The sequence below is a fragment of the Nostoc sp. genome, from assembly GCF_036917535.1.
In the GTDB taxonomy this organism is placed as follows: domain Bacteria; phylum Cyanobacteriota; class Cyanobacteriia; order Cyanobacteriales; family Nostocaceae; genus Nostoc.
Genome location: NZ_JBALDA010000050.1, coordinates 126,569 through 150,007, shown reverse-complemented (window position 1 = coordinate 150,007; position 23,439 = coordinate 126,569). Strand labels below are relative to the sequence as shown.

The window sequence follows — 23,439 nt, the reverse complement described above, 5'->3', positions numbered from 1 at the left end:
AGACATTTTGAGATTTATTTCATCAATTTGTCTTCAGTAAAACTACGGTCAAATCATAATAAAATTATTTTTTTACTTTTATCAAAATTTACCAAAAAATTATAAAAATAGACGCTAAAAAAGTTGCGTCTGTACTAGCTACAAGAGAAAATTCTTGCCTTTTAGTTTTAACTTTTTGTTGGCAGAGGAAAGTTCAATCAAATCAAACTGTCGTGTTGTCAGCAAAACGGATTTTTAGATAGTCATCTTCCATCTTTGCTCCGCCTGGTTGTAGTGCTGCTAAGGCTTGTGGCAAAACTAAGTTACGACGATGGTTGCCAATAGTAATGTTTAATTCGTCTCCGGTTTTACTGAGTTGAACTTGGTCTTTAGGAATACCAGGTAAGTAAAGTTCTAAGCTGTATTGGTTTTCCTCTTGCACTACTTTAAGAGTTGTTTCTTTGTAATAAACCTGAGTCGGATCTTCATCTTTATAAAGAGTTTCTTTCAAGCGTTCTAAGGAAGCCAATCCACACATTTCCTCAGGAAAGAGGGGAATTTCTTTCACAGGCAAAGGGTGAAAATCATCATGAATTTGTCGGCGATATTGCTCCTGATTTTCCTTCCAACGTTGGAAAAATGGATCTTGGACTTCATTGGGAATAATCCGATTAGCCACTACTAAATCTGTTGCAACATTATACAAACTCAGATAAGCATGGGCGCGGAGTGACTCTTTAATCACCATTTTTTCGGGATTAGTTACCAGACGCACTGAGGTTTGAGTATTATCTGTTAATACTTTTTCAAGAGCTTCAATTTGTTCATAAAACTCATAAGGTGCATCCATTACCTCTTTATCAGGTAGCGAAAAACCAGCAATTGGTCTAAACAAAGGTTCAACTAAAGGTCGAAGTGCCACCGAGATGTTTTGAAATGGTTTGTAAAAACGGCGCATATACCAGCCACCGACTTCAGGTAAACTCAACAAGCGGAGTGCTGTGCCAGTGGGGGCTGAGTCGATAATTAAGACATCAAACTCACCTTCATCGTAATGACGCTTCATCCTTACCAAGCCAAAAATCTCATCCATGCCTGGTAAAATTGCCAATTCTTCCGCCTGTACGCCCTCTAAACCTCTTGCCTGTAAAACTTGGGTAATATAACGTTTCACAGCACCCCAGTTTCCCTCCAGTTCTTGCAGCGCATCTAGTTCTGCACCCCACAGATTTGGGCGAATTTTTCGGGGTGTATGTCCCATTTCCATGTCAAAACTGTCTGCTAAGGAGTGGGCGGGATCTGTACTTAAAACCAATGTCTGATAGCCGAGTTCTGCACAACGGAGTCCAGTTGCAGCAGCGACGGAAGTTTTGCCTACACCGCCTTTACCAGTCATCAAAATTACACGCATAGATGCTTCTGTCCTGCCTGAGGATTTTTGACATTTATCTACATTATCGACTGTTTAAGGAAAATAAATGTTGTTTCAACACGTATAGGCGTTATTATGAGTATTTACCCTAACTCATCTGTTGGATTTTGCTGTAATAGCCGATCGAGTTTAGTTTCCAGTGCTGAGAGTTTTTTAAGAATTGTGGGGCGATCGCCATCAAGAGAAATTAGTAAATTGGTTATTCTCTCTTGTATATTGGTTAATTGTGCTACTGCATTCTGGATTTGGAGCATTCCTTCTCGGAGTTCTTGGCGTTCCTGACGTGCTTCCGCCATTTCATCTAACATAGCTTGGACTGTTTTTGCATTACTCTCAATTAGATGTTTGAGTTCTTTATCAGTCATTGCGATCGCGGGAATTGAGTTTATTATTCACTCTAAAGTATTGGGGGATTTTGTTTCAATCCCCCGTAGAGCAGCACAGTTATGCTACCATGCACTATGGTTTCATTACCTAAAAATTGCGATCAGGGCTGTTTACTGGCTCAACATGGTAAAAGCTTGCTCAACAAGCATCTTAGCTTTAAACACATCAATATAATCTTTTAGAGTGCTATGTGTTAGGGCATTTTTTGTAAACTGACTGAGGACACCATAGGGTTTGTAAAAAATAATATATCGGTAATGATTAGTCATTTGTCATTGGTCACTAGTCATTAGATATTGGGCATTGGGTACAAGAGTTCGATAGTGGATTAACTTTACAGCAAGAAGCGCAAGCAATGAAAGCAATCGGCTGTCACGAAGCTATAAAAAAGCTGTTTTACAACAATCATCAGTCAGGTTTGAAAAAGGTGATCGCCCCATCATACCTGGTCGTTAATAGCTTTTGATTGAGGTGCTGGAGTGCGATCATTTATTTAACTGGCATTAGCAGAGTATCGATTAAAAAAAGTTTAAAATGCCGCAGCTACGCTCGTTGTAGACATCGCTTTTCTAAACGTCAAGGTATTATCTACTCGAACACCGTGCAGCATACATAAAGTCTGAGGTTTTGCATGAAAGTAGCAGTTTTCAGTACAAAAGCCTACGATCGGCAGTTTTTGTCAGCTGCAAATTCTCCTATCCAACACGAATTAGTGTTTTTTGAACCCCGTTTAAATCGGGATACGGCTATCCTTGCTGCCGGATTTCCAGCGATTTGTGTATTTGTGCACGATCAAGTTGATGCCTCAACTTTAGAGATTCTCGCTTCAGGGGGAACTCGTCTAGTTGTCCTTCGTTGTGCGGGGTTTAACAACGTAGACTTACAAGCCGCAGTAGACTTAGGAATTACCGTTGTCCGTGTTCCCGCCTATTCACCTTATGGGGTGGCAGAACACGCCGTAGGATTGATTTTGAGCCTAAATCGTAAAATTCATCGTGCCTATAACCGTGTCCGAGAAAGCAATTTTTCTTTAGATGGACTGTTAGGATTTAATTTGCATCAGCGCACAGTGGGAATTATCGGCACTGGCAAAATTGGTCTGATTTTAGGACAGATTATGAAGGGGTTTGGCTGTCATATACTAGCCTATGACGTTTATCGCAATCCCGAATTGGAAGCGCTAGGTGGAAAGTATGTAGAACTACCTGAGCTATTTGCCAACTCCGATATTATCTCCCTGCATTGCCCCCTGACTCTAGAAACACATCACTTAATTAATACTGAGGCTATAGAAAAGATTAAGCCAGGTGTGATGCTAATTAATACTAGCCGAGGAGCGCTGATTGATACCCAAGCAGTGATTGAGGGATTGAAGTCTGGTAAAATTGGTTATTTGGCTGTAGATGTTTACGAACAAGAATCGGAATTGTTCTTTGAGGATTTGTCTGGGCAAATTATTCAAGATGATATCTTCCAGCGTCTAACAACGTTCCCCAATGTACTCATTACCGGACATCAAGCCTTTTTTACAGCAGAAGCTCTCTACAACATTGCAGAAACAACTTTTGCTAATATTACCGATGTTGAACAGGGTCGTGCTTGTGCGAATGAAATTCGTGCATAAACCTTTAGCAATTTCAAATCCCACCCAAATTGTGTTACCTCATAAATTGTTAACATCTTTGCTCCTAGATATAACCAAGGTGCTACACTACATCCATGCTAGGGGTGCCTATATAACGAGGCTGAGATCACACCCTTAACACCTGAGTCTGGGTAATACCAGCGGAGGGAAGCTGTTTATTGAGGAATGACAATATGCGGACTGAATGGGTTGCCAAACGACGTGGACAGGTTAATGTATCCCAAATGCACTACGCCCGCCAAGGTGTTATCACCGAAGAAATGCACTACGTCGCCCAACGGGAAAATCTCCCGGCCGATCTCATTCGTGAGGAAGTAGCGCGGGGACGAATGATTATCCCCGCTAATATTAATCACACTAATCTAGAGCCGATGGCTATTGGCATCGCCTCTAAATGTAAGGTAAATGCTAATATCGGCGCTTCTCCCAACTCTTCTAATCTTCAGGAAGAAGTTGATAAGCTGAATCTGTCAGTGAAGTATGGTGCTGATACCGTGATGGATTTGTCCACAGGTGGCGGTAATTTGGATGAAATTCGTACCGCAATCATTAAAGCTTCACCTGTTCCCATTGGTACAGTACCGATTTACCAAGCTTTAGAAAGCGTCCACGGCAGAGTCGAGAATCTGACTGCTGATGATTTTCTCCATATCATCGAAAAGCACGCCCAGCAAGGAGTAGACTATCAAACTATCCATGCTGGGATTTTGATTGAGCATTTACCTTTGGTAAGAAGCCGCATCACTGGTATTGTTTCTCGCGGCGGCGGCATTTTAGCGCGGTGGATGCTACATCACCACAAACAAAATCCGCTTTATACCCACTTCCAAGATATTATTGAGATTTTCAAAAAGTACGATGTCTGCTTCAGTTTAGGAGATTCCCTGCGTCCCGGCTGCACCCATGATGCCTCAGATGAAGCACAATTAGCTGAATTGAAAATTCTCGGACAGCTAACTCGCAAAGCCTGGAAAGATGACGTACAGGTGATGGTGGAAGGACCTGGACACGTGCCAATGGATCAAATTGAGTTCAATGTCCGCAAGCAGATGGAAGAGTGTTCGGAAGCACCTTTTTATGTATTGGGGCCATTGGTGACAGACATTGCTCCTGGTTATGACCACATCACTTCAGCGATTGGAGCCGCAATGGCTGGATGGTACGGTACTGCAATGCTGTGCTATGTAACGCCTAAAGAACATTTGGGTCTACCAAATGCCGAAGATGTCAGAAATGGGTTGATTGCCTATAAAATAGCGGCTCATGCGGCTGATATTGCTAGACATCGCCCTGGTGCAAGGGATAGAGATGATGAACTTTCTCAGGCGCGTTACAACTTCGATTGGAACCGTCAGTTTGAATTATCACTCGATCCAGAAAGAGCTAAGGAATATCACGATGAAACTCTGCCAGCAGATATCTATAAAACTGCTGAGTTTTGTTCGATGTGTGGGCCTAAGTTCTGTCCAATGCAAACTAAGGTTGATGCTGATGCGCTGACAGAATTAGAGAAGTTCTTAGCGAAAGAGGCTGTGACTCAAAGCTAACAGATTGTTATGTCGAGTCTAGTTGAATACTTGTAGCGATTTTCAAAATTGCGGTTTAAATAGTTTTGTTGGGTGCGTTAGGACGAATGTTCTAACGCACATAAAATTCCAGATGATTTACTGGTGATTTGATTTTTTAGAAGCCTTACTATAATGTTTCTGATGGTAATAATTTGTGTATAGTGTGAAACGCCAAAACCTAAGTTTTATAAGGCGAAGAAGAAATGTGGTGAGAAATCCGGGTGAGGGCAGAAGGTTTTATTAAGAAGGGGATTCAGACCCGAATGGCACGCTTGTAAAGCTGAAAATTCGTCTGGGCTGAGTGTTGGGGATAGGGTATGGGGTGTAAGGAAAAATCAAGAAAAGTAAATATGAGTAAGGATACAAATAAATTTCTTCCTTACTAATCCAACATTGCACACCCGAAAGCCTTATAGATAATAGATTTGCCGTTAACAAGCGTGCCATTCGCTTTTAGAGTCAACGAAATTATGACCAAGCAACTTTTATCTGTTATTATCAATTCTGTTCAAGTCAGACAGAAATTATTTTAGGAGATAAACAATGGGCAAGAAATATGATGTTTATGGTGTAGGTAATGCTTTAGTAGATATAGAATACGAAGTCTCTCCAGAGTTACTACAACAGTTAAAGATTGATAAAGGTGTAATGACACTCATAGATGAAGAGAGTCAAAATCATATTTTGGAAAATCTCAAAAATCTTCATTGCCATAAGAGTTGTGGAGGTTCAGCAGCAAACACAATAGTGGCAATTAGTCAACTAGGAGGAAAAGCTTTTTATTCCTGTAAAGTTGCTAATGATGAATTTGGAAACTTTTACATAGAAGATTTACTCAACTCTCAGGTAGATACCAACTTAAAAAATGGCGATCGCCAATCAGGAATTACAGGTAAATGTTTGGTGTTAGTAACTCCCGATGCAGATCGCACCATGAATACATTTCTGGGAATTACTGAAGAATTTTCTACACAAGAATTAGTATCATCAGCGCTTGCTGATTCAGAATATGTATATATCGAAGGATATTTAGTGACTTCTCCTACAGGAAAAGAAGCAGCTATAAAGGCTAGAGAAATAGCTGAGAAAGTGGGAGTAAAAACTACCATGTCCCTATCTGATTACAATATGGTGAAATTTTTTAAAGGTGGTTTATTAGACATCATTGGACCTGGTTTAGATTTTATTTTTGCTAATGAAAGTGAAGCGTTAGAACTAGCAGATACACAAGATTTTCAAGTAGCTGTAGATAACCTAAAAACCCTGAGTAAGAAATTTGCCATTACTCGTGGCCCCAAAGGTTCAGTAGTATTTGACGGTCAGAAATTAATCGAAATCGCTGCACCTCAAGTGAACGCTATAGATACAGTGGGAGCAGGAGATATGTATGCAGGAGCTTTCCTCTATGGAATTACTCAAGGTATGAGCTATGAACAAGCCGGAAAATTAGCATCTGCCGCAGCTTCTAAGATTGTTACATCCTATGGACCAAGATTAAAAACTGAGGAATTAAAGGCATTAGTTACTGCTTAGAGGGTGTTTAAAAAGTTTTGAGAAGTCAAATTTTATCCCAGCAGTATAAGCTTTCGTAACCAGCTATTTGTTGCACTCACCGGATCTAAAGCTTGAGTTAGGTTGAGTGGAGTAGGTGAATACCCAATGTGTGAAAAAATACGACAAGTAATTAACAGTTGGATGGACGGCTGAACGTTTTACTCAACTATGGGTAGTGTGATGATTGAATCTTTGCGTTCCTATCCTGCGGGAACTTAAAGCGCTTATGCGTTTAAATTTCAACTCTCAATTCGCCACGAAATTTACGCAAAAAGTTGGGTAAAGCGATCGCTCTATCCAGTCTACAACTATCCTTACAGCTATTTTCACGTAAAAAGACCATGTGTTGTAGGGGCATAGCGTTGCTCATTGGTGTCAACTTAAGCTAAAACTCCTTTAAAATCTCTTTGAACATCATCAAAGTACATTCTCGTTACTGGGTCGAGTTAGGATAATGATGCTTAAAACGTGTTCATGTAAGTCATGAACAGATTTAACATAGCTAACAGCATTATATAAAGCTTGTATTAAGCTTCTTGTTGCTTGATTATAGATGTTACTAGATTATATATAAAATTAACTTATGTCTTTTTGAGTAGAAATAAATATCACAAAATTATTTTTGATAAAAGAAGAAATTGCATTTTTGCCAAAAACAAAACAAAATTTCACAAGATATCGAATTTCAAATAAACAAACAAAATACATCTCTGCAAAGGATAAATTTTCGTTTATAAATATTTATACATATATTAAAAGGTATTAGATATTACAAAAATTCATATATTGAAGATTGGGTAAAGTAGTTTACTTGACTTGGGAAGAGTGATAAAAAAATGTGTCAAGCAAGTAAATGGATGTAAAAAGTCGAACTTGATTAAGAAATATAAATCGCTTAAAAGCTTATATTTAAAGTGTTTCTGGTACTTTACAGAAGTTTACTTAGTTTAGTTGTGCCTATCTAAGTAAAATAAAACACTCAAAAAACTAATTTAAATAAGCTATTTAAGTTGATTTTTGCAAATTATTCAAGCTCCTCATATTTATGCCTTAATTTTCAAGTCTCAACAACTAACGCAAATCACAAGGAGAAAATTATGTCTACACAACGAGCTAAATTTTTTAATACGCTTGTTACTACTATTGCATTTCTCGGCATGGGTCTTCCCCTCAACAGCCTGCTACTCGATAAGGCTGCAATGGCACAATCTTTACTACCTAATACTGCAACTTATGGTCCAGTGAAACTGACTAATTTCACACTTAACGGCAATAGTAATGTTGTAATTGTTAATCCTGAAGAAAAGATTAATGGATCTACTAATTACACTTACAATAATGGTCAAGGGGGATCTATTAATCAAATTATTGTGGGTATTGGAGGTCAATATAACGCTCAAGCCTGTATCTACAATGGTTCTACCCAAGGTTCAGGCTCAAGTACATTCACGTTAACAGCACCTAATGTACCTGGAATTTACTACATTCGCTTCCGCTATGCTCAAGCTTATGGATGCCAACAAGGGGCTTTGGGTTGGTGGCGAATCGATAAAGTGCCTACTGCTGAAGCCAATATAGGAATAATTATTGTAAGAGAGCCTACCGCACTCTAACGGGGCGACAAACGCCCTCTAACCAAAGAGCGATCGCATCGTTGATGATGTCTCCATCTTCCTTCTCTGTAATTGGTGAACGCTAAAGATCCTTACAAAAATAACTTGATCAACTAAGCAATTTCTCGCGGCACAATCCGGTAGTTCCACTCTTCATGAAATCGACACCGCTCAGTTTTGATGGCGTTGAACGATGCTCAATTGTTCATGAGATTCTTCTCGATTGGCGAGATATTACGATTCACGATTCTTATTCCGAGTTTCCAGGCGTCTTTGGAAAGACACGCTGCCAGAACTCGTTGAACTCAACGCTGTCGAAGAAGGCAGATGCTTTGACTACCTCCCCGTCACGCATATCGAAGAACCAGGCATAGGTGTTGACGTACGGCTTGCCGTCACGAGCCGTGCCGCTGGCGTCAAAAAAAATGATGACCGTGTTGCCGTCAGCGTAGATGTTGCGGATCGTCGGTTTGAGACCGATACGCATGCGGGCATTGAACGGTTGGATGACCTCATGCATGAAGGCATCGCGGGTAGGATAGGTTTTGGAGACGACCGAGTTGCCGACAATTGTCCAGGTCGCGTCGTCCGCCAAAAGGTCGAACGGGCTTCCGGTGCCTGCTGTCCAGGCTGCAAAGCTAGCCTGGACGATCGCCTTGTTGCGCGCTTCGATTTTATCTTTTGACTGGGCCATGACAGCACCTCCAGAGATCAGAGTTAGGAAGATAACGAGCGCCGCGATTGTTTTCGGTATGAGAGAATTTCTGTTCATCAGAGTACAGAATGAGATTGTCGCGAGGGCCTCCCGCTGAGCAGGACGGGCAATTTTTTGACCTTGAGCGGGCAGCTGATTTTGAACATTATGTAACCTGAGTTCGGGATAAGCTGAAACCCTCATTACGCCGTTGCTTAATTTTGGGATCTGTCAACGTGCTTGCGTCGTTTCAGCGAGTTAACGTTGAATAAACCTCCTTAACTCGAACTGAGGTTATGTAGATGTCGTCTGTCATCCTCCTTATCACCCTCTAAAGAATTTTGCTCGTTGGTTCGTTTGCCTTCCTAGTTCCTAAATTCCACCAGCCAAGACCAGGAGAATGTTAGCGGAGTATGTGGGCTAGATTTGGTTTTCCCAGGCGGCAAGTTGGTGAGCCTTCAGCATCTCCTCGGTGTCCTTCGGCACGACATTGCGGAACTTACCCGTGTCGGCCGGCACGATCTCGATCATGCAGTCGATCATCTCCTGGGCGTCCAGATGTCCATCGGGCGCCTCCAGGAAGTTGTCGAAGGCCTTGCGCAGGTCTGCACGCTTGGTGAAGTTCTTAGCGTCATCCAGCCAGCGGAACGCGGTGTCGGCCATAGTTTCGTTGTAGCCAGTGTAGTAGGCACCAGGGTTGATCGTTTGGACTTTGATTCCGTAGGCGGCTAACTCCTGCTGCATCGCTTCGGCGATCGATTCCAGCGCATGTTTGGTCGAGACATAGACGCCCCAATTAGCCGGCGTGAACAACCCCCCCATTGAGGAGGTGAAGACGATCTTGGCTGGCTTCTTACTCACGACTCACTTCTTGACAAAGCCTTGGGTGAGCGCGAGCGGCAGGAAGACATTGACCTCGTAATTGTGCCGAACGAGATCGAGCGGGATCTCACAAACCGGTCCGCTCTCGCCGAGTCCAGCGTTGTTCCAAAGCACATCGACCTCCCAGGTGTGTGCACGAGCAACATCATACGAGTCGAACAGGTCAAGTTTCTCGACACGGAGATTGCTCAATCCAAGTTCAGCCGCCTTGCGCCGCAGCGCGGCGACCTGTGGGGAAATCTGCGCCGTTGCGATGACGTCGTGTCCCTTCTGGGCAAGGCCAATGCCAGCAGCTTCGCCGAAGCCAGAACCGGCGCCAGTAATCAGAATGGTCTTGGACATGGGTGTTCCTTTCTTTTTGATGATGGACAGTGGCCGTCTTAGGTATTGATTGCAGATACGCCAGCTTCAGCAATCTCGAGATCCTGAGCCACGGCGCCGCCGGACACGCCGATCGCGCCCAGCATCTCGCCATTGACCCCTTTCAAGGGGAGACCGCCAGCGAAGGGGGCGAGTCCGCCATTAGTGTGTTCGAGCGCATGGGCTGGTGCGTCCGGCTTGCAATAGTCCCAGATGGCCTCGCTGGAGGTTTGAAAGAGGGCGGCAGTTGAGGCCTTCTTGATTGCGACGTCGATCGAGCCGAGAACAGCGCCGTCCATTCGACTGAAGGCCTTTAGGCGCTTACACCATCGTCCTAAAAGCAATATAAATTAATCAAAAATTCTGAAGAGAAGTAACTGAAAATTATCAAGAGTAAAGTTTTGTAACTAAAAGGCTACAGAATCATTATTTGAATAAAAAAAGCTTGTAATGCAAGTACAGTAAGTATTTGAACTGAATTAAACTCCAATTAGAGAAATATTACTTAACGTGAGTCTCCATTTTAGCGATCGCAAAACTTTTCGCTCTACTGAATTTCAATGGTCAAGCTCCGAATCTTTCCTGTGTCTGTCTCAGCTTTATCTGCAACTTCCAGAGTCCAGGTTCCTTGGGGACTTTTACCTTTAAAGGCAGCAAGTTTAGGGGTGTTTACCTCATCATAAGTTGTTTTAATATTATCTGTAGCTCCGCCCTGGCGATCATGCAGAACTATGGGAAGTATACCTGTTTGCACTGGGGGAAGCAGAGTAACGACAAGATCCCCAATATAAGTATGCTCGATATCTACATTAACTTTGATGGATTTCAAGAGGGTGGTATTAGCGATCGCCAGCGACAATGTTGATGTTTGCAAATCGTTAATTGGGATATCTTGCACTGCCTGGAAAACACTAACGGGCGATGTTTGCGCGGGCTTGGCCAATTCTACAGCTTTCAGAGCATTGATTCGACCGTAACCGTAGAAGGGGCTGCGACCATTGGCATCATATTTACCTCCAGCTGGATCGATGCGATCGCAGGAGCGTTTTATAATGTCTCGCACTTCATCCCAACGCAGACTTGGGTTTCTAGCAAGAATTAAGGCGGCTACACCTGCTGCACCTAGACAGGAACTAGAAGTTCCGCCAAATTCGTTTGTATAGTTGCCTAAAGCCTCACCCAAATTTCGATTACCTGAATTATAACCAAGTACACCAGAGCGATCGGTTGTCCAAATTCCAGTGGTTTGAGAACTGTCACCATTGTTGCTGGGAAAGGCACACCAAACCGCTTGACCAAAGTCACTGTAAGCGCTTCTCGTACCGTAGTCGTTACAAGCTGCCACTGCAATTACCTTTTGGTAGCTGGCATAGCCGTCATTATCGACGCTTTCGTTACCATTGCCAGCTGCAAATAAAATTACACAGCCCTTGCCGTTGCGTCCTTTATTGATTGCAAAATCTATAGCAAGTCGCGTGGAATCAGGCAAAGGTACTTTTTGCTTGTGTGCGGGATCGTCTGGCTCAAACCAAGTACCGTCTGCTGGACCCCAGCTGCAAGAAATAACATCAGCACCATTTTGAGCCGCCCAAATAAAAGCATCTGCTTCATCCTGCGACCCCAACGCTGAAGCTAAACGAATCGGAATGAGTTTTGCACCCGGTGCTACACCAGATGCCCCAAAGTTACCGTTTGCACAAGCTACTCCTGCACAAGATGTACCGTGGTTATTATCATTGCCCGGTCTGGGATTGTTCGTTTTACGTGTGACATCACGCGGGGCAACAATCTTGCTAGAGGAACGGAACTCTTCATGATCGAGATCCACACCGTCGTCGATAATTGCAATAATTGTTCCAGTGCCATTACTCAACTTCCAAGCTGCTTCAACGTTGGCATGGGCATTAATTACTTTACCATTAATTGTTGTTTGCTTTAAGTGCCACTGCTGCGGGAAAACTTGACGTTGGCGTGACTCACGCGCTAATTCAGGATGGCACAGTTCAACTGATTCCTCATTTAGAAGTCTTTCGGCGATGTCAAAGACTGCTATACCAGTATTTGTAGGCGCACTGACAAAATAAGCATTTCGTGCGTATTCAAGTTGGCGTTTAATTGTTAAGTTGTAACGTCTTAAAACCTCTTGGCAGACCCTTGACTCTTCTTCGCTATCAAATTTAATAAAAAGGTTTTCAGTATAAACTACAGGTTGTTGGGATACTGGATCGATTAAGACACGTCCAGCAAATTGAACTTCAGACTCATTGTTGAGAATTTCACGAGCGCGATCGCGCAAAGCAACACCCTGATTCGAAACTTTTGCTTGCAAAATTTCTACACCCGCTTGCCGAAACCGTGTTTTTAACTCAAATTGATTGAGGATGCTACGAGCTATGGGTGATACAGGTGCGACTTCAAAGGATCTAGCACCAACAATAGTGCTACGGCTTTCGGTACGCACTACAACGTGTTCGTTACTGATCGCAAATTCATACTGTTGGCCGTTCTGTCCACCATAGCGAACTTGAACCATTGTTTAATCTCCTAAATATTTTGAAAATTGAGAATTGGGCATGGGGGAGCCAGTGCGTTGGGCGGCTTTGCCGACTTGAAGCAACTGGCGTCATTGGGCATTGGGCATAACAGTTCCCAGTCTTGAGTAAAGAAGTTAGGATTCCCCATTTAGCACTCATAAGGGGGATTGGAAAACCGTATTATGCATTATTTTTAAAGCTTGCTGCACGCATTGTAGGCTTACGTTTATTTTATGGATGCTTCCGATTTCATGTGTTATGTGTGTATTACGATACAGAATTTAATCTATTTAAGTTCATACAAACCTTTGATTAGTCTTTCCAGAAAAGAGGGGATTCAAAATCAGGTTGTTTTAAGAATCTTCACGATCAGTAAGGGCGTATAACTATGAATCACGATGAAAAGAATGTATTTCATGCCACTGAAAAACGCTATAACATCATTAGAACTTGAGAAATATGTTTTATTTTCCGGTTGAGTATTTTCTACAGGTGTACTCTCTACCCCTGGTTAGTGAAGTGAGATTTCAAAAAGACTACTTTTCTGAATATCCTGAACAAATTCGTGTTGGCAGCGATATCTATGACGGGCTACGCCTACGCACTGCTGTGTCCTACATTCGTAAACCTGGGTACTATGCAGTACATTACAATCAACCCAGCACTGTGGCAACAAAAGCAATTTTACGACTTAACGACGGTGCGATCGCAGTTTTTTCAGGCGAACCCAATCAATCAGAACAGGGTATATTGAGTCCGGTTTATACACTAGAATCTAATGGTTCTGTAGCAGTACCAACTGGACTGGTTTTTATCCGCTTTGCTGAAGGCGTTGATGTGGAGTCGCAGCACGAGGCAATTAATCAAGCGGGTTACAAAGTTGCACAAAGCCTTTCTTATGCGCCTCATACCGCTTGGTTACGCGCTCAATCAGGTAATATTGTTGATGCGATCGCTGGGATTTCTCAGTTAGAAGCGATCGCTAATGTTGAGAATGTCGAACCTCAAATGCTTATGGAAAGAGGTTTGAGATAAATTAAAAATTATGTATGCATATTAAAGATATTCTTACTTTTCAGTTGACGGTAATATAAGTACCATGCTTCATTATTGCCTAAATCTTTATTAATTGAATGACTAGATTTATCCATGACCAATTTGCAAAAGATTATTTGGAAGAATTACTAAAACCTTATGGAGAAGTCCAAGGTTCTAGCCGTGTGGCGGGAGAAGTTCGAGAAATCGATGTCTTATTTTTTCCTTTAACAAAACAAAGCACGAATTTAGAAACACTAGGATTATTAGGAAGATTTGCCGCTACAGCAGCCATTTTTGAACCCTTCCGTAACGCTGCATCAAAAGAAGAAATCTGTGATTGTCTGTTAAAATTATTAGAAGTAAGGGGTGGATTACAACGTCAAGCAAATCGCAATAAAACTTCCATTCCAGAATTAGAACTTCCCAAATTATGGATACTCACCCCAACAGCATCTACAGCACTGCTGTCAGGATTCGGTGCTACTCAAAAGGTAGACTGGCTACCTGAAGTACATTTTATCGCAGAGTATTTACGGACTGCGATCGTTGCGATTCACCAGTTACCGCGTACGCAAGAAACTCTGTGGTTAAGAATTCTCGGTCGAGGAACAGTACAAAAACAAGCAATAGATGAATTAGAAGCACTATCATCAAATCATCCATTTCGCAGAGCAACGCTAGAATTACTTTATAACTTGCGACAAAACTTGCAAGTTAATCAAAATTCAGAAGAAGACGATCGGGAGTTAATTATGCGATTAAAACCACTCTATCAACAAGACCGAGAGCAAGCTGTACAACAAGGCGAACAACGTTTAATTATACGTCAATTAAATCGCCGTTTTGGTCAGATTGATTCATCTACTATTGAGCGAGTCCAAGGATTATCTATTGAACAATTGGAGGCGTTAGCAGAGGCTTTGTTAGACTTCTCAGCTATTTCTGATTTAGAAGCTTGGTTAAACCAACAAATTAAATAAATCTAATCTGTAAATCAATTAAACAAACCTTATATGAGACTCAACTTTAGCTATGTATAGGCAAGTTAACCCCTTTGGGTAATTCAAAATTCAAAATTCAAAATTCAAAATTCAAAATTCAAAATTAATATCCATAAATAAATTTAGCGCAAAGTCGAGCCAGTCGCTTGGGCGGGTTCCCCGACTTGTGCGAACTGGCGTTGAGCAGAGGTTTCCTCCGTTCCCCGAAGGGGTTGCCGCAGGCATCAGACGGCAGTTCCTTTAAGCGGGGGAACCCCGCCAACAGACTGCCTCAACTTTGTAAGAGAGGGGCTTGTATCATGAGTGTTCTTCTGTCATGAATTGCCTCCATAATTGAAATGATAATACTAACCAAAACTTTGCACAACGTACATATCATTTCCTGTATCGCCTACTAAAAGCAAGCTACTGTCATCACTTTCTAAATTTTGACTGCTAGCAATACCCTTTTGCAGAACTTTAATTATTCTTTGGGGAGTGAAAGATTCTAATTCCACAAACTTTCCAGATTCTAACCATGTTAATTCTTCAGCAGATAAACTTTGACGTATTTCTTCAGGTAATTGTTTAGCTGCTTGCGCCGACTCTGGAGAGGATTGAATGAACATTCCGCGCTTCGTAGCGATAATTTGACGTGGCGTTAGTCCAATATCAATAATCATAATCTCGCTATTAAGAAACCAAGTTGCATTGGTTCTCAAATTATGAACTAAACCAATTCCTTGTGGATTGCAATCATGTATTGCATAAACTTTCAAATCGGGATTGCGTCGCAGCATTTGCATTGTAGTGTCAAAAATGCTTTGGGGATATCCAGTAATGCTGAGAATTGCACAGTTGTTTTCAAAGTGAAAATTATTAGCGATTAATAGTTGAGTAATACTAGCACTGTCACAAACGACTAATCTATCAAAACTGTAAGCAGTCACATCAGGATTAACCGTGGCTGGTGTATTTTCCTGTTTTGGTGAAGGAAGAATTTTGACAATTGAACCATTAATTTGCTGCCAGCGATCTAACCAATCTTTAACCTGAGATTGTGAAAGTAAAAATTCTTGTGTTAAGAATCTAATTCGACTTAGTTGTCGAGTTCCTAAATATATGGGCAGCATTCCTATAATCACAACAATGACAAAGAGGCTCAATGATTTTGAGGCAAGACTTAGTAAAATTCCTGTTACAAGAATAATTAATCCTATGATTTGTAAATTTTTAGCATTTGCTTTGCGAATTGTATTGTTGAACTTACTTGATCTACTGCGATTAAAAAATATCAAAATAAATACAAAGTTTACTATCAATGGGCCAATTATGAAAGCAAATGTAAATATATTAAAAAATACAAATAAAAATAACCAGCTAAATCTTGAAAATGACTTTGACCTGAGACGACTATCTAGAAAATAAAGCAGTTGTTTGGGTGTAAAAAATAAAGTATTATTTGCAGAAATATCAGCGATCGCCTTTGCAAAAAAAGGATCGGTAATCTTAATATTACTCATACTGGTCGGTTCAAAAGCAAAGGAATGATTACATTGTATACACCGACCTTGATTAGCTGTTCGGTCTTTTAACTTATTGTCAGCTCCGCAGTTGATACACTTCATAATGGTTATTTGATATTAGTGATTAATTGTTCAATACGGTTCAGATCAGGCTTGATCTCCCCTAACCACCTTAAAAAAAGGGTAACTATTAAGCACCTGATTTGTTAGTAAAACACTGTAGTCTTCCCGCTGACGAATTAAGCGATGTGTGCCATTTTCTAGTAATACTTCCGCTGGTTTGGGACGGTGTAAAAAGTGAGACGACATAGCATAACCATAAGCACCTACATCTAAAATGGCAACGATATCACCGATTTCTAGGGCTGGAAGTTGGCAATTTTTCCCCAGATAATCTCGTGAATAGGTAGTGTTACCACAAATATCAGTTGTGAATAGGGAGACGTGATTAATCGCGTCTGTACAGGAGTGGGAAATTGGGGATTTGTCTGCTTGCTTCCAAGTGATGATTTCTCGGTAGCCACCGTGTACTGAGGGTACTGAAAGATTGGCAACGGTGGTATCAACTCCAACAATCTGTTTTTCTCCTTGCCATTTTACCGAAACAACTTGAGCCAGCAAAGTTGCACATCCGGCGATCGCACTTCGTCCCGGTTCAATCACCAAATCAATTTCCCGTCCTAAACGAGTAATTCTCTTGGTTAACTCAGCCCCAAATATTTCCCAGTCAAAGGCTGCTTTGTTGTGGTGATAAGGGTAGCCAAAGCCACCACCAAAATCTAAATATTCCCAATCAGGTAACTGTTGTGCTGTGGCGATTACTGTATCAATCGCTTGGGTAAAAGCGGCTGTGGCATTAGTTCCTGTTCCTCGATAGAAATGTAAACCACTCAGCTTTAATCCCACTTCAGCAGTTAAAGCAATCGCATCACTAAATTCCTCTGGACGTACACCAATGCGGCTATCTCCAGTAATTTCTGGCAAATTGAGACGTAAACCTAGCCGAATATTTTTCTCTGTGCGTCTAACTTTGCAGCACAACTGCAATTGAGCGAGGCTATCGAAATTGAGAGTTGTAACTCCCCAATTCAGGACTTGTAGCATCTCAGCCTGATTCAAATTACTGCCGCTATAAACAATCTCACTAGGATCAAAACCAGCTTGCAATCCTAAATAAATATCTCCTGGCGTATTGGCGTGAAGTCCCCACCCAAAGAAGCGAAAAATTTTTAACAGCGCAATGTTGCCATTGGTAACACTGGCAAAACGAAATTGCGTGCGGGGATAACTGACTGCTTTGCTAATCCGCTCAATAGTTTCGCGCAAGCGATCGCCATTATAAACATAAAGCGGAGAACCGTAATTATTCAGTAACTCCTGAGCAAGTTCTTTGGTGAATGGGGGAGATAAGGAGATTAATTGCTCACTCCTAACTCCTAACTGCTGTACAGACGCGATTAATCGCGTCTGTACTCCTAACTCTTTTTTATCTAACCTTGCCATCGCTTATAATTTCTCCATAGCCAACGATGTAACCAAAAGGGATGATCCCAAGACTGTTTACTTAGTTTTTCATTTAAAACGTGCGATCGCCAAAGTTGCCATATAATTAGTAACCAGAGTGTTTCACCAATTCGACGACCTTGAATAGCCGCTCCTAGATTGCCTTCAACTATTTGTGCCGCAATGTGAGGATAAAAGTGATTGTTGGCACGAAGTACTTCTGGATTAAGCCAAATGCCAAGTTGATGCCAAAAATCATTTAAACACCAAGAAGTCAAAGGAACCCCCATACCACGTTTTTGTCGCCAGACAATTTCGGGTGGAAGCCAATTTTCTACAGCTCGTTTGAGGATATATTTTTCACAAGCACCCTGTAAGCAGAGTTCTCCAGATAGGCAAAATGTCCACTCAGCTAGAGGTAAATCACAAAAAGGCGATCGCACCCACAACCCATGAGCAAACCCCAATGCAGTCGCACGGGGATGGATATTCTGCGCTCCTTTGAGCATCAAATTAGCACGGCGGAGGCGATGCAGCAAAGATGGACACTCATTGCAATCGAGAGCTGTTAACAACCAATCTTCAGGATGCAAATTTTGGATCTGTGCATAAACCTCTGGCTGATAAACTTGAGATTCGTATCCTCCAAGACGGTGAAAGGTGCGGAGATATTGTTGGATAAAAGTTTCCTGTCCGGCGGGATTTTCTGCTTGATAAACACCTGCGGCAATTAAAGGTTTGTTCGTCCAACCAGCAAACAATTGATCTCCACCTTCGCCATTAAAAATTACCTGAGTTTCCTGACTCGCTCTCTCAGACAGGAGATACAATGGCACACACACGCCATCTCCAAAGGGCAAATCCAATGCTTGCACAGTCGGAATTAAGGCATTTTCGATCAAACTTGGGGTTACTGCAACTTTAATTAGCGGAATTTTGAGAAACTGGGCGACTTGTTCAGAGTATGGATATTCTGGAATCCCTGCGTCACCAAAATCTAAAGTGTAGGCGCGGACTTTCACCCCTGCTTGTACCAGCAGCGCCGCTACCACTGAAGAATCCAGTCCGCCAGAGAGAAACACCCCGACAGGCTCATCCTTTAAATCGGCAATCTGTCTCTCAATAGAGTCTTTAAGGAGAGTTTGCAATTCAGTAATTGCTGTAGCTTCATCTGTTAACTGTTCTGACGCTTCCCGCCATGAGTGGATTTTTTTAGATTCAGGCGTTTGCAGCTTACCTGATTGACAATCACTCTGCCAAACTAATTCAGTTCCTGCCGTCACTGTAAACACTCCATTAATAGGAGTTAAGGGTGTGGGAACGTAAGAAAAACAGCTATAGCCATATAACCCAGGAATGCTAACTTCTGACTGTTGCAAAATTGGTAAAAGTAATTGCAGTTGGGATGCAAACCAAATTATTTGTCCTTGCACAGTCCAATACAAAGGCATCTTTCCGAAAGGTTCTCTTCCCAAAATTAGGCAGTTGTTTTCCTGGAGATTTACCCAAGCATCAGGTGAAGTAAATAATCCTGATGCAAAGATGGCAGCAATTTTATTTTGTTGCCGTGGAGAAGTGCCATCAAGTCCTATGTAAACAACATTCCAGATGGGAAGAGGATAATTTTCCTGTGCAGAAAACTTCAAAGCCTTTCCCCTTCTACCTACAACACTAGTTAACAGTGCTTCCAAATCCTGTTGAGCGCCGTAACCCCAATAGCCAAGAAAGTGATGCGGGATACCCATCTGAACTATTTAACTTCAAAGGTTGCATCGCTAATCTGCCGACCTTCTAACAACATCTGCACTTGCCAACTGCCAACAGTTACAGTCGGGTTAATAGTATAGCGACACTGGGTATCCCAGACAGACGTATTAATCTCACGGGTTTGATAGTTGTTTTGCTTGACAATTTGACCGCTTGGGTCAATCCAATTACAAGAGAGAGCCAGCTTTTTACCCAAAGGTGCATCCTTTAGGGTGACATGATACAACACTTCTGGATTGGTTTGGCGAGAAATTGTCTTTAAGTCGCCGCCATTATCTTGTATTAAGGTGATGCGGTCTTTTTGAGCAGAAACACGCGAAAGTGTAGAATTTTGTTGCTGTATGAAAAATATTGTAGATATAATCGCAACCACTACAACTGCCACCACTCCAGAGGTAATCCATCGATTCCGGCGTTGTTGTACCTCCAGTGCTTGGCGGCGATTTAACTGAATCAGCGCTTCATTTAGTAACTCTGGCGGTAAATTCAACTCCTGTAAAATTTCTCTAATCTGCTGTTGGTCTAGTTCCGCTTCCCGACGCAATTGCAAACCTTCTACTTCTGTAACTATTTGTGATAATTGCTCTTGAGTCAGTCGCTGCGTCATCGCTTAACTCCTGTTAAAAAACTTTCTGGCGATTCTTGATTACGTGCAATCAGAAGGACTCTATATTAGATTTCTGATATCTTACTTTTGTCGGTATATCATAAGCTACAAAATAAAGTTGTTGCTTTTCGGATTTTTTAAGAGATACTTACTTTTGTAAACACTTTATTCTCTCTTGTTTCCATGTCTCTGCATAAAAACTTCTAACTCCTAACTCAGCACTTAGCACTGATTATGACTCAAAAAGAACAAACCACTATTGAAGGTATCTATGAAGTCTGTATCGGCATTCCAGACTCAATTTCTGCAATTGAGTATTGGGAGCAATTTAGCGAAACGAGTTTCTCTTTTATCGCATCAAATGGCTATTTTTGGACTTTGCTAGTGGCGTGGCAAGCTTAAAATAGTGCATTAGAAAACTCTTGTGGGATGGGCGTCTCGCCCGTCCAGTGCGGGCAAGATGCCCACACTACAAGAAAATTTATTGCAACATTTTAGTCTTGCCACGCTACTACATTGATAGATTTTATTATTAAGTAATCACTCGGACTTGATATTACCTGTAACTATTAGAATTAACATGACGAAAAAGAAGACTTCTTACAAAAGCCAAAAAAACGCCCGAAAATCAATTTCTGGGCTAATAGCTTAATTCGTTTGAAACTGGCTAATAACAGTAGTTTTAGTCTGTTTCAACGAACTTTTGCTATTAGTCAGAGATTTGAGTCTTTGGGAATTCAAGTATTTTTGCAATAGTATTTTTGCAATAGATTTAATAAAAATTCCCAATACCTCCTTTCCATTAGTTTAAATTTCTCTATTTCCGCCAATAGACAATTGTTTTTTGCTATGTTTCAACTCTTTCCAAAGTGACTTAATTTGCTGGTAAGCCTCTTCCTGAGACAATTTACCTCCTGTTTCTAAGCAAGTGATGTAACTAATTTTTTGAGAAAATTCTTGGAGATTGGCATTAAACACCAAGTTCTCTGGCTGAAATTTACCATAATACCGACTACGAGGGTAAAGAAAGCTGTTTTTGTCTTGCGAGTTAGGTTGTGTCATAAGTTTTCTCTTGTAATTCTTTCTTAAATTTATAAACTATAATTTCTCTGTTTGTGTATATACACAGGATAAAATTCAAATTCCTGAAGTTCCTGAAGAAAGAAGTTAATTTTTTAGTTCAATATTAGGATAAGTCAGAAGGATAGGTAATTAACTGTGGAAAATACTGAAATCATCGCGTCATCTACCAAAATGAGTAAGTCGAATGGCATATTTTTTGCGGAAAACACCAAAAGAAGTAAGTGAAATAAGCTAATGCGCCTATATATTGCACAAACTCCGTATAGACTTTCATTAGTCATTAGTCCAGAAGTGTTTCTAAGGACAAAGCGCAAAGTCTGAGCGGAGGTTTCCTCCGATCAGAACTTTGTAAGAGAGGACTTTTGACAAAGGACAACCCTCACTAGTTAATGTGCAATTTTCTTTGCGTAACAGCTTAACATTTTGCTGATTAAACTCGATTTGCTCAAATGCGGCTCAAATAAGATCATGCCCGCAGAATTAGTTATGATTACCATAGTCTTTATCTAGGGTTGATAGCGAAGGCTAAAGTAAAAGCCATCATCTTGAGCGTTATTACCACGATCGCTCAGATCGATAAATGGAAATCCATAATCGAGGCGCAAAAAGAGATTATCAATTCCCATTGCTTGATTCCATAATAATCCTAAGCCTGCGCCCACTAAAAAAGTTTGATTGGGTAGCGGATTGGGATTATCAGACTGATTCCAGACGGCTCCCATGTCTAGAAATGGCGCAAGTTGAATTGTCGATAATCCAGATTCATTGCGCTGCACTGTAAACCGATCTTCGATCGCTACCCGAAATCCATTATCCCCAGAACGGATATTTTGGCGATATCCCCTTACAGATTGTCCACCCCCAATCACAAATTGTTGGGAAGGTAAAAGGCTATCTGGTGTAAGCTGCAAGTCTGCTTGGATGAGCAACAAATGATTGTTGCTCAATTGCTGCACGCGCTGGACTTGACCTAGCCAACTGAAAAAGCGACCATCGGGTATGGGGTCATTGTTGATCGTTGCATCTAATATATCAACGCCAAAATTAAATTGCGATCGCAAAAACCAGGCTCCTTGCGGTTCGCGCCTGATATAATCTTGACCAAATTTAATTATACTGGTGCGGCTAACGCCATTAACATCAGGCCCAATGCCAAAGGGGGTTGCAAGGTTATCGAAGAGGAAAGTTTGACCATCTTGATAGGTAAATCCTAAAGATAGGGCAAATTCTTCTTTGGGCGATCGGATCAATGGTTGACGATAATTGATTTCATAAAGATCCTGGTTTGCCTTAATACCAAAGGCATCAAAGGGTGGCTCAGTGATTTCGTTGCGATAAAATGCTGCTCGAATTTGCACTTTGCCATTCATGGCGTTTACGGGAACCTGGTAGCTAAAATCAAACACATCAGAACCACCAGAAAGTGTATGGTAATAGGAGCCTGCTAACTCATCTCCCATACCGATTAAATTGCGATCGCGCAGTTCAACACCCAATCTTTCGGCACCAATACTTGGAGGCGAATAATTATCTACACCCAAGCTACCAGTTAAAGGATTTGCTTCTTCAACTCTAACAACGAGAATACTTTGACCAACATTACCCGTTGGACGCAAACGCGCTTCCACATTTTTGAATAAGGGATCGAGTCGCAATAATTTCAGTTGTTCTTCGAGCTTACCAGTATTGAGAGGAATACCAGCACCTAGTTGAATGCGACTACGAATATAAGATTTTAATCGTCGCGTCCCTTCGATGTTAATCTCTGTCAAACGTCCTTCTAATACCCGAATTACCACAACACCATCTGCGGTAATAGATTGTTGAGTGTCTGGAATCGCTCTGGAATTTATATAGCCTTTATTTAGGTAAAGCTGAGTAACGGCATCTGCGGCTTGTCTAATTTCTTCTAAAGTTAAGTCCCGTTCTTCAAACGGTTTCACTACTGGATTAAAATCACTTTCATTAAAAACTGTGCTACATACAACCTGGATTTTGCGAACCCGAATGCGTTGTGGTATTTCTGGTGGTGAGTTAGTTGCTTTTGAGTAACTGCAATTTGGAACCGAATCCGGTGTAAAAATATTTGCTGTAGCTCTAAGTCCATTTGCAGTTACTATCCAGACCGCAGGCAGAATTAGCAAGCCGCACCGAAAACTGAAACTGTGCTTAATGCATTTAGTAGTTGCCAAACTCCGCCAAGTGTCTAACTGATGAGAGAAATAGACGCTTCTTTGCTGAGTCGTTGCTCTAAGCTCAATACCAGTTTCTGTTTCTTTTCTCATTT

18 protein-coding genes, 2 pseudogenes and 1 riboswitch are annotated in these 23,439 nt (G+C 41.5%); of the genes and pseudogenes, 7 read left to right on the top strand and 13 right to left on the bottom strand.

Annotated features, from left to right (window positions below):
• Positions 1-202: 202 nt before the first annotated feature.
• The 3 genes and pseudogenes from V7K56_RS16770 to V7K56_RS16760 form a co-directional block, all read right to left on the bottom strand.
• Positions 203-1,390 carry a TRC40/GET3/ArsA family transport-energizing ATPase gene (locus tag V7K56_RS16770; RefSeq protein WP_334912000.1) on the bottom strand — a complete coding sequence of 396 codons (1,188 nt, stop codon included), beginning with the start codon at positions 1,388-1,390 and terminating at the stop codon, positions 203-205.
• A gap of 104 nt (positions 1,391-1,494) precedes the next feature.
• A complete protein-coding gene (locus V7K56_RS16765; protein ID WP_334911999.1) occupies positions 1,495-1,776 on the bottom strand; it encodes a hypothetical protein in 282 nt (93 codons plus the stop codon).
• A 183-nt stretch (positions 1,777-1,959) separates the two neighbouring features.
• Positions 1,960-2,067, bottom strand: a pseudogene (locus V7K56_RS16760) (pseudouridine synthase); the annotation flags it as partial.
• Between the two features lie 362 nt (positions 2,068-2,429).
• Here V7K56_RS16760 and V7K56_RS16755 point away from each other — a divergent pair.
• The 4 genes from V7K56_RS16755 (at position 2,430) to V7K56_RS16740 (ending at position 8,178) form a co-directional block, all read left to right on the top strand.
• Positions 2,430-3,422 carry a 2-hydroxyacid dehydrogenase gene (locus V7K56_RS16755; RefSeq protein ID WP_334911998.1) on the top strand — a complete coding sequence of 331 codons (993 nt, stop codon included), beginning with the start codon at positions 2,430-2,432 and terminating at the stop codon, positions 3,420-3,422.
• A 90-nt stretch (positions 3,423-3,512) separates the two neighbouring features.
• A riboswitch (TPP riboswitch) is annotated at positions 3,513-3,609 on the top strand.
• Positions 3,610-3,616: 7 nt separating this feature from the next.
• Positions 3,617-4,990, top strand: coding sequence for a phosphomethylpyrimidine synthase (gene thiC / locus V7K56_RS16750; RefSeq protein ID WP_334911997.1), 1,374 nt, complete (start codon positions 3,617-3,619; stop codon positions 4,988-4,990).
• A gap of 564 nt (positions 4,991-5,554) precedes the next feature.
• Positions 5,555-6,544 (top strand): adenosine kinase, encoded by a 990-nt coding sequence (locus V7K56_RS16745; protein ID WP_334911996.1) that lies wholly within the window; start codon positions 5,555-5,557, stop codon positions 6,542-6,544.
• 1,118 nt (positions 6,545-7,662) lie between these two features.
• On the top strand, positions 7,663-8,178 hold the full coding sequence (locus V7K56_RS16740) for a hypothetical protein (protein ID WP_334911995.1): 516 nt from the start codon (positions 7,663-7,665) through the stop codon (positions 8,176-8,178).
• Between the two features lie 250 nt (positions 8,179-8,428).
• Here V7K56_RS16740 and V7K56_RS16735 read toward each other — a convergent pair whose 3' ends face one another.
• The 4 genes and pseudogenes from V7K56_RS16735 to V7K56_RS16720 form a co-directional block, all read right to left on the bottom strand.
• Complete coding sequence (locus V7K56_RS16735; protein ID WP_334911994.1) at positions 8,429-9,076, bottom strand: nuclear transport factor 2 family protein; 648 nt, start codon at positions 9,074-9,076, stop codon at positions 8,429-8,431.
• A gap of 216 nt (positions 9,077-9,292) precedes the next feature.
• Positions 9,293-10,096, bottom strand: a pseudogene (locus V7K56_RS16730) (SDR family oxidoreductase).
• Between the two features lie 38 nt (positions 10,097-10,134).
• Positions 10,135-10,458, bottom strand: a complete 324-nt coding sequence (locus V7K56_RS16725; protein ID WP_334911993.1) for a GlcG/HbpS family heme-binding protein — start codon at positions 10,456-10,458, stop codon at positions 10,135-10,137.
• Between the two features lie 203 nt (positions 10,459-10,661).
• Positions 10,662-12,647 carry a S8 family serine peptidase gene (locus V7K56_RS16720; protein WP_334911992.1) on the bottom strand — a complete coding sequence of 662 codons (1,986 nt, stop codon included), beginning with the start codon at positions 12,645-12,647 and terminating at the stop codon, positions 10,662-10,664.
• Between the two features lie 460 nt (positions 12,648-13,107).
• Here V7K56_RS16720 and V7K56_RS16715 point away from each other — a divergent pair, with 460 nt between their 5' ends.
• Together V7K56_RS16715 and V7K56_RS16710 are read left to right on the top strand one after the other, a co-directional pair.
• Positions 13,108-13,683, top strand: a complete 576-nt coding sequence (locus V7K56_RS16715; protein ID WP_334911991.1) for a hypothetical protein — start codon at positions 13,108-13,110, stop codon at positions 13,681-13,683.
• Positions 13,684-13,781: 98 nt separating this feature from the next.
• On the top strand, positions 13,782-14,666 hold the full coding sequence (locus tag V7K56_RS16710; protein ID WP_334911990.1) for a DUF4351 domain-containing protein: 885 nt from the start codon (positions 13,782-13,784) through the stop codon (positions 14,664-14,666).
• 368 nt (positions 14,667-15,034) lie between these two features.
• Here V7K56_RS16710 and V7K56_RS16705 read toward each other — a convergent pair whose 3' ends face one another.
• The 4 genes from V7K56_RS16705 to V7K56_RS16690 form a co-directional block, all read right to left on the bottom strand.
• Positions 15,035-16,189 carry a hypothetical protein gene (locus V7K56_RS16705; protein ID WP_334911989.1) on the bottom strand — a complete coding sequence of 385 codons (1,155 nt, stop codon included), beginning with the start codon at positions 16,187-16,189 and terminating at the stop codon, positions 15,035-15,037.
• Between the two features lie 150 nt (positions 16,190-16,339).
• A complete protein-coding gene (locus V7K56_RS16700; RefSeq protein WP_334911988.1) occupies positions 16,340-17,695 on the bottom strand; it encodes a diaminopimelate decarboxylase family protein in 1,356 nt (451 codons plus the stop codon).
• The gene (locus V7K56_RS16695) at positions 17,683-19,440 is read right to left on the bottom strand and encodes an asparagine synthetase B family protein (RefSeq protein ID WP_334911987.1); all 1,758 of its coding nucleotides are present in this window, start codon (positions 19,438-19,440) and stop codon (positions 17,683-17,685) included. Before V7K56_RS16695 ends, V7K56_RS16700 begins: the two co-directional genes overlap by 13 nt.
• 5 nt (positions 19,441-19,445) lie before the next feature.
• The gene (locus V7K56_RS16690) at positions 19,446-20,069 is read right to left on the bottom strand and encodes a DUF3859 domain-containing protein (RefSeq protein ID WP_334911986.1); all 624 of its coding nucleotides are present in this window, start codon (positions 20,067-20,069) and stop codon (positions 19,446-19,448) included.
• Between the two features lie 234 nt (positions 20,070-20,303).
• On the opposite strand from V7K56_RS16690, the gene V7K56_RS16685 reads away from it, so the two are divergent.
• A complete protein-coding gene (locus V7K56_RS16685; protein ID WP_334912016.1) occupies positions 20,304-20,471 on the top strand; it encodes a hypothetical protein in 168 nt (55 codons plus the stop codon).
• 405 nt (positions 20,472-20,876) lie between these two features.
• On the opposite strand, the gene V7K56_RS16680 is transcribed toward V7K56_RS16685, so the two are convergent.
• Both V7K56_RS16680 and V7K56_RS16675 read right to left on the bottom strand, forming a co-directional pair.
• Positions 20,877-21,131: a DUF7219 family protein gene (locus V7K56_RS16680; protein ID WP_322637376.1), complete on the bottom strand. Its 255-nt coding sequence runs from the start codon at positions 21,129-21,131 to the stop codon at positions 20,877-20,879.
• A gap of 527 nt (positions 21,132-21,658) precedes the next feature.
• Positions 21,659-23,437 carry a ShlB/FhaC/HecB family hemolysin secretion/activation protein gene (locus V7K56_RS16675; protein WP_334911985.1) on the bottom strand — a complete coding sequence of 593 codons (1,779 nt, stop codon included), beginning with the start codon at positions 23,435-23,437 and terminating at the stop codon, positions 21,659-21,661.
• Positions 23,438-23,439 lie beyond the last annotated feature (2 nt).

Coding starts and splice junctions, on each gene's coding strand:
- V7K56_RS16690 (WP_334911986.1), bottom strand. CDS start 20,069: ATGACGCAGCGACTGACTCAAGAGCAATTATCACAAATAGTTACAGAA.
- V7K56_RS16720 (WP_334911992.1), bottom strand. CDS start 12,647: ATGGTTCAAGTTCGCTATGGTGGACAGAACGGCCAACAGTATGAATTT.
- thiC (WP_334911997.1), top strand. CDS start 3,617: ATGCGGACTGAATGGGTTGCCAAACGACGTGGACAGGTTAATGTATCC.
- V7K56_RS16735 (WP_334911994.1), bottom strand. CDS start 9,076: ATGAGGGTTTCAGCTTATCCCGAACTCAGGTTACATAATGTTCAAAAT.
- V7K56_RS16700 (WP_334911988.1), bottom strand. CDS start 17,695: ATGGCAAGGTTAGATAAAAAAGAGTTAGGAGTACAGACGCGATTAATC.
- V7K56_RS16765 (WP_334911999.1), bottom strand. CDS start 1,776: ATGACTGATAAAGAACTCAAACATCTAATTGAGAGTAATGCAAAAACA.
- V7K56_RS16680 (WP_322637376.1), bottom strand. CDS start 21,131: ATGACACAACCTAACTCGCAAGACAAAAACAGCTTTCTTTACCCTCGT.
- V7K56_RS16705 (WP_334911989.1), bottom strand. CDS start 16,189: ATGAGTAATATTAAGATTACCGATCCTTTTTTTGCAAAGGCGATCGCT.
- V7K56_RS16695 (WP_334911987.1), bottom strand. CDS start 19,440: ATGGGTATCCCGCATCACTTTCTTGGCTATTGGGGTTACGGCGCTCAA.
- V7K56_RS16745 (WP_334911996.1), top strand. CDS start 5,555: ATGGGCAAGAAATATGATGTTTATGGTGTAGGTAATGCTTTAGTAGAT.
- V7K56_RS16675 (WP_334911985.1), bottom strand. CDS start 23,437: ATGAGAAAAGAAACAGAAACTGGTATTGAGCTTAGAGCAACGACTCAG.
- V7K56_RS16685 (WP_334912016.1), top strand. CDS start 20,304: ATGACTCAAAAAGAACAAACCACTATTGAAGGTATCTATGAAGTCTGT.
- V7K56_RS16715 (WP_334911991.1), top strand. CDS start 13,108: ATGTTTTATTTTCCGGTTGAGTATTTTCTACAGGTGTACTCTCTACCC.
- V7K56_RS16755 (WP_334911998.1), top strand. CDS start 2,430: ATGAAAGTAGCAGTTTTCAGTACAAAAGCCTACGATCGGCAGTTTTTG.
- V7K56_RS16710 (WP_334911990.1), top strand. CDS start 13,782: ATGACTAGATTTATCCATGACCAATTTGCAAAAGATTATTTGGAAGAA.
- V7K56_RS16740 (WP_334911995.1), top strand. CDS start 7,663: ATGTCTACACAACGAGCTAAATTTTTTAATACGCTTGTTACTACTATT.
- V7K56_RS16770 (WP_334912000.1), bottom strand. CDS start 1,390: ATGCGTGTAATTTTGATGACTGGTAAAGGCGGTGTAGGCAAAACTTCC.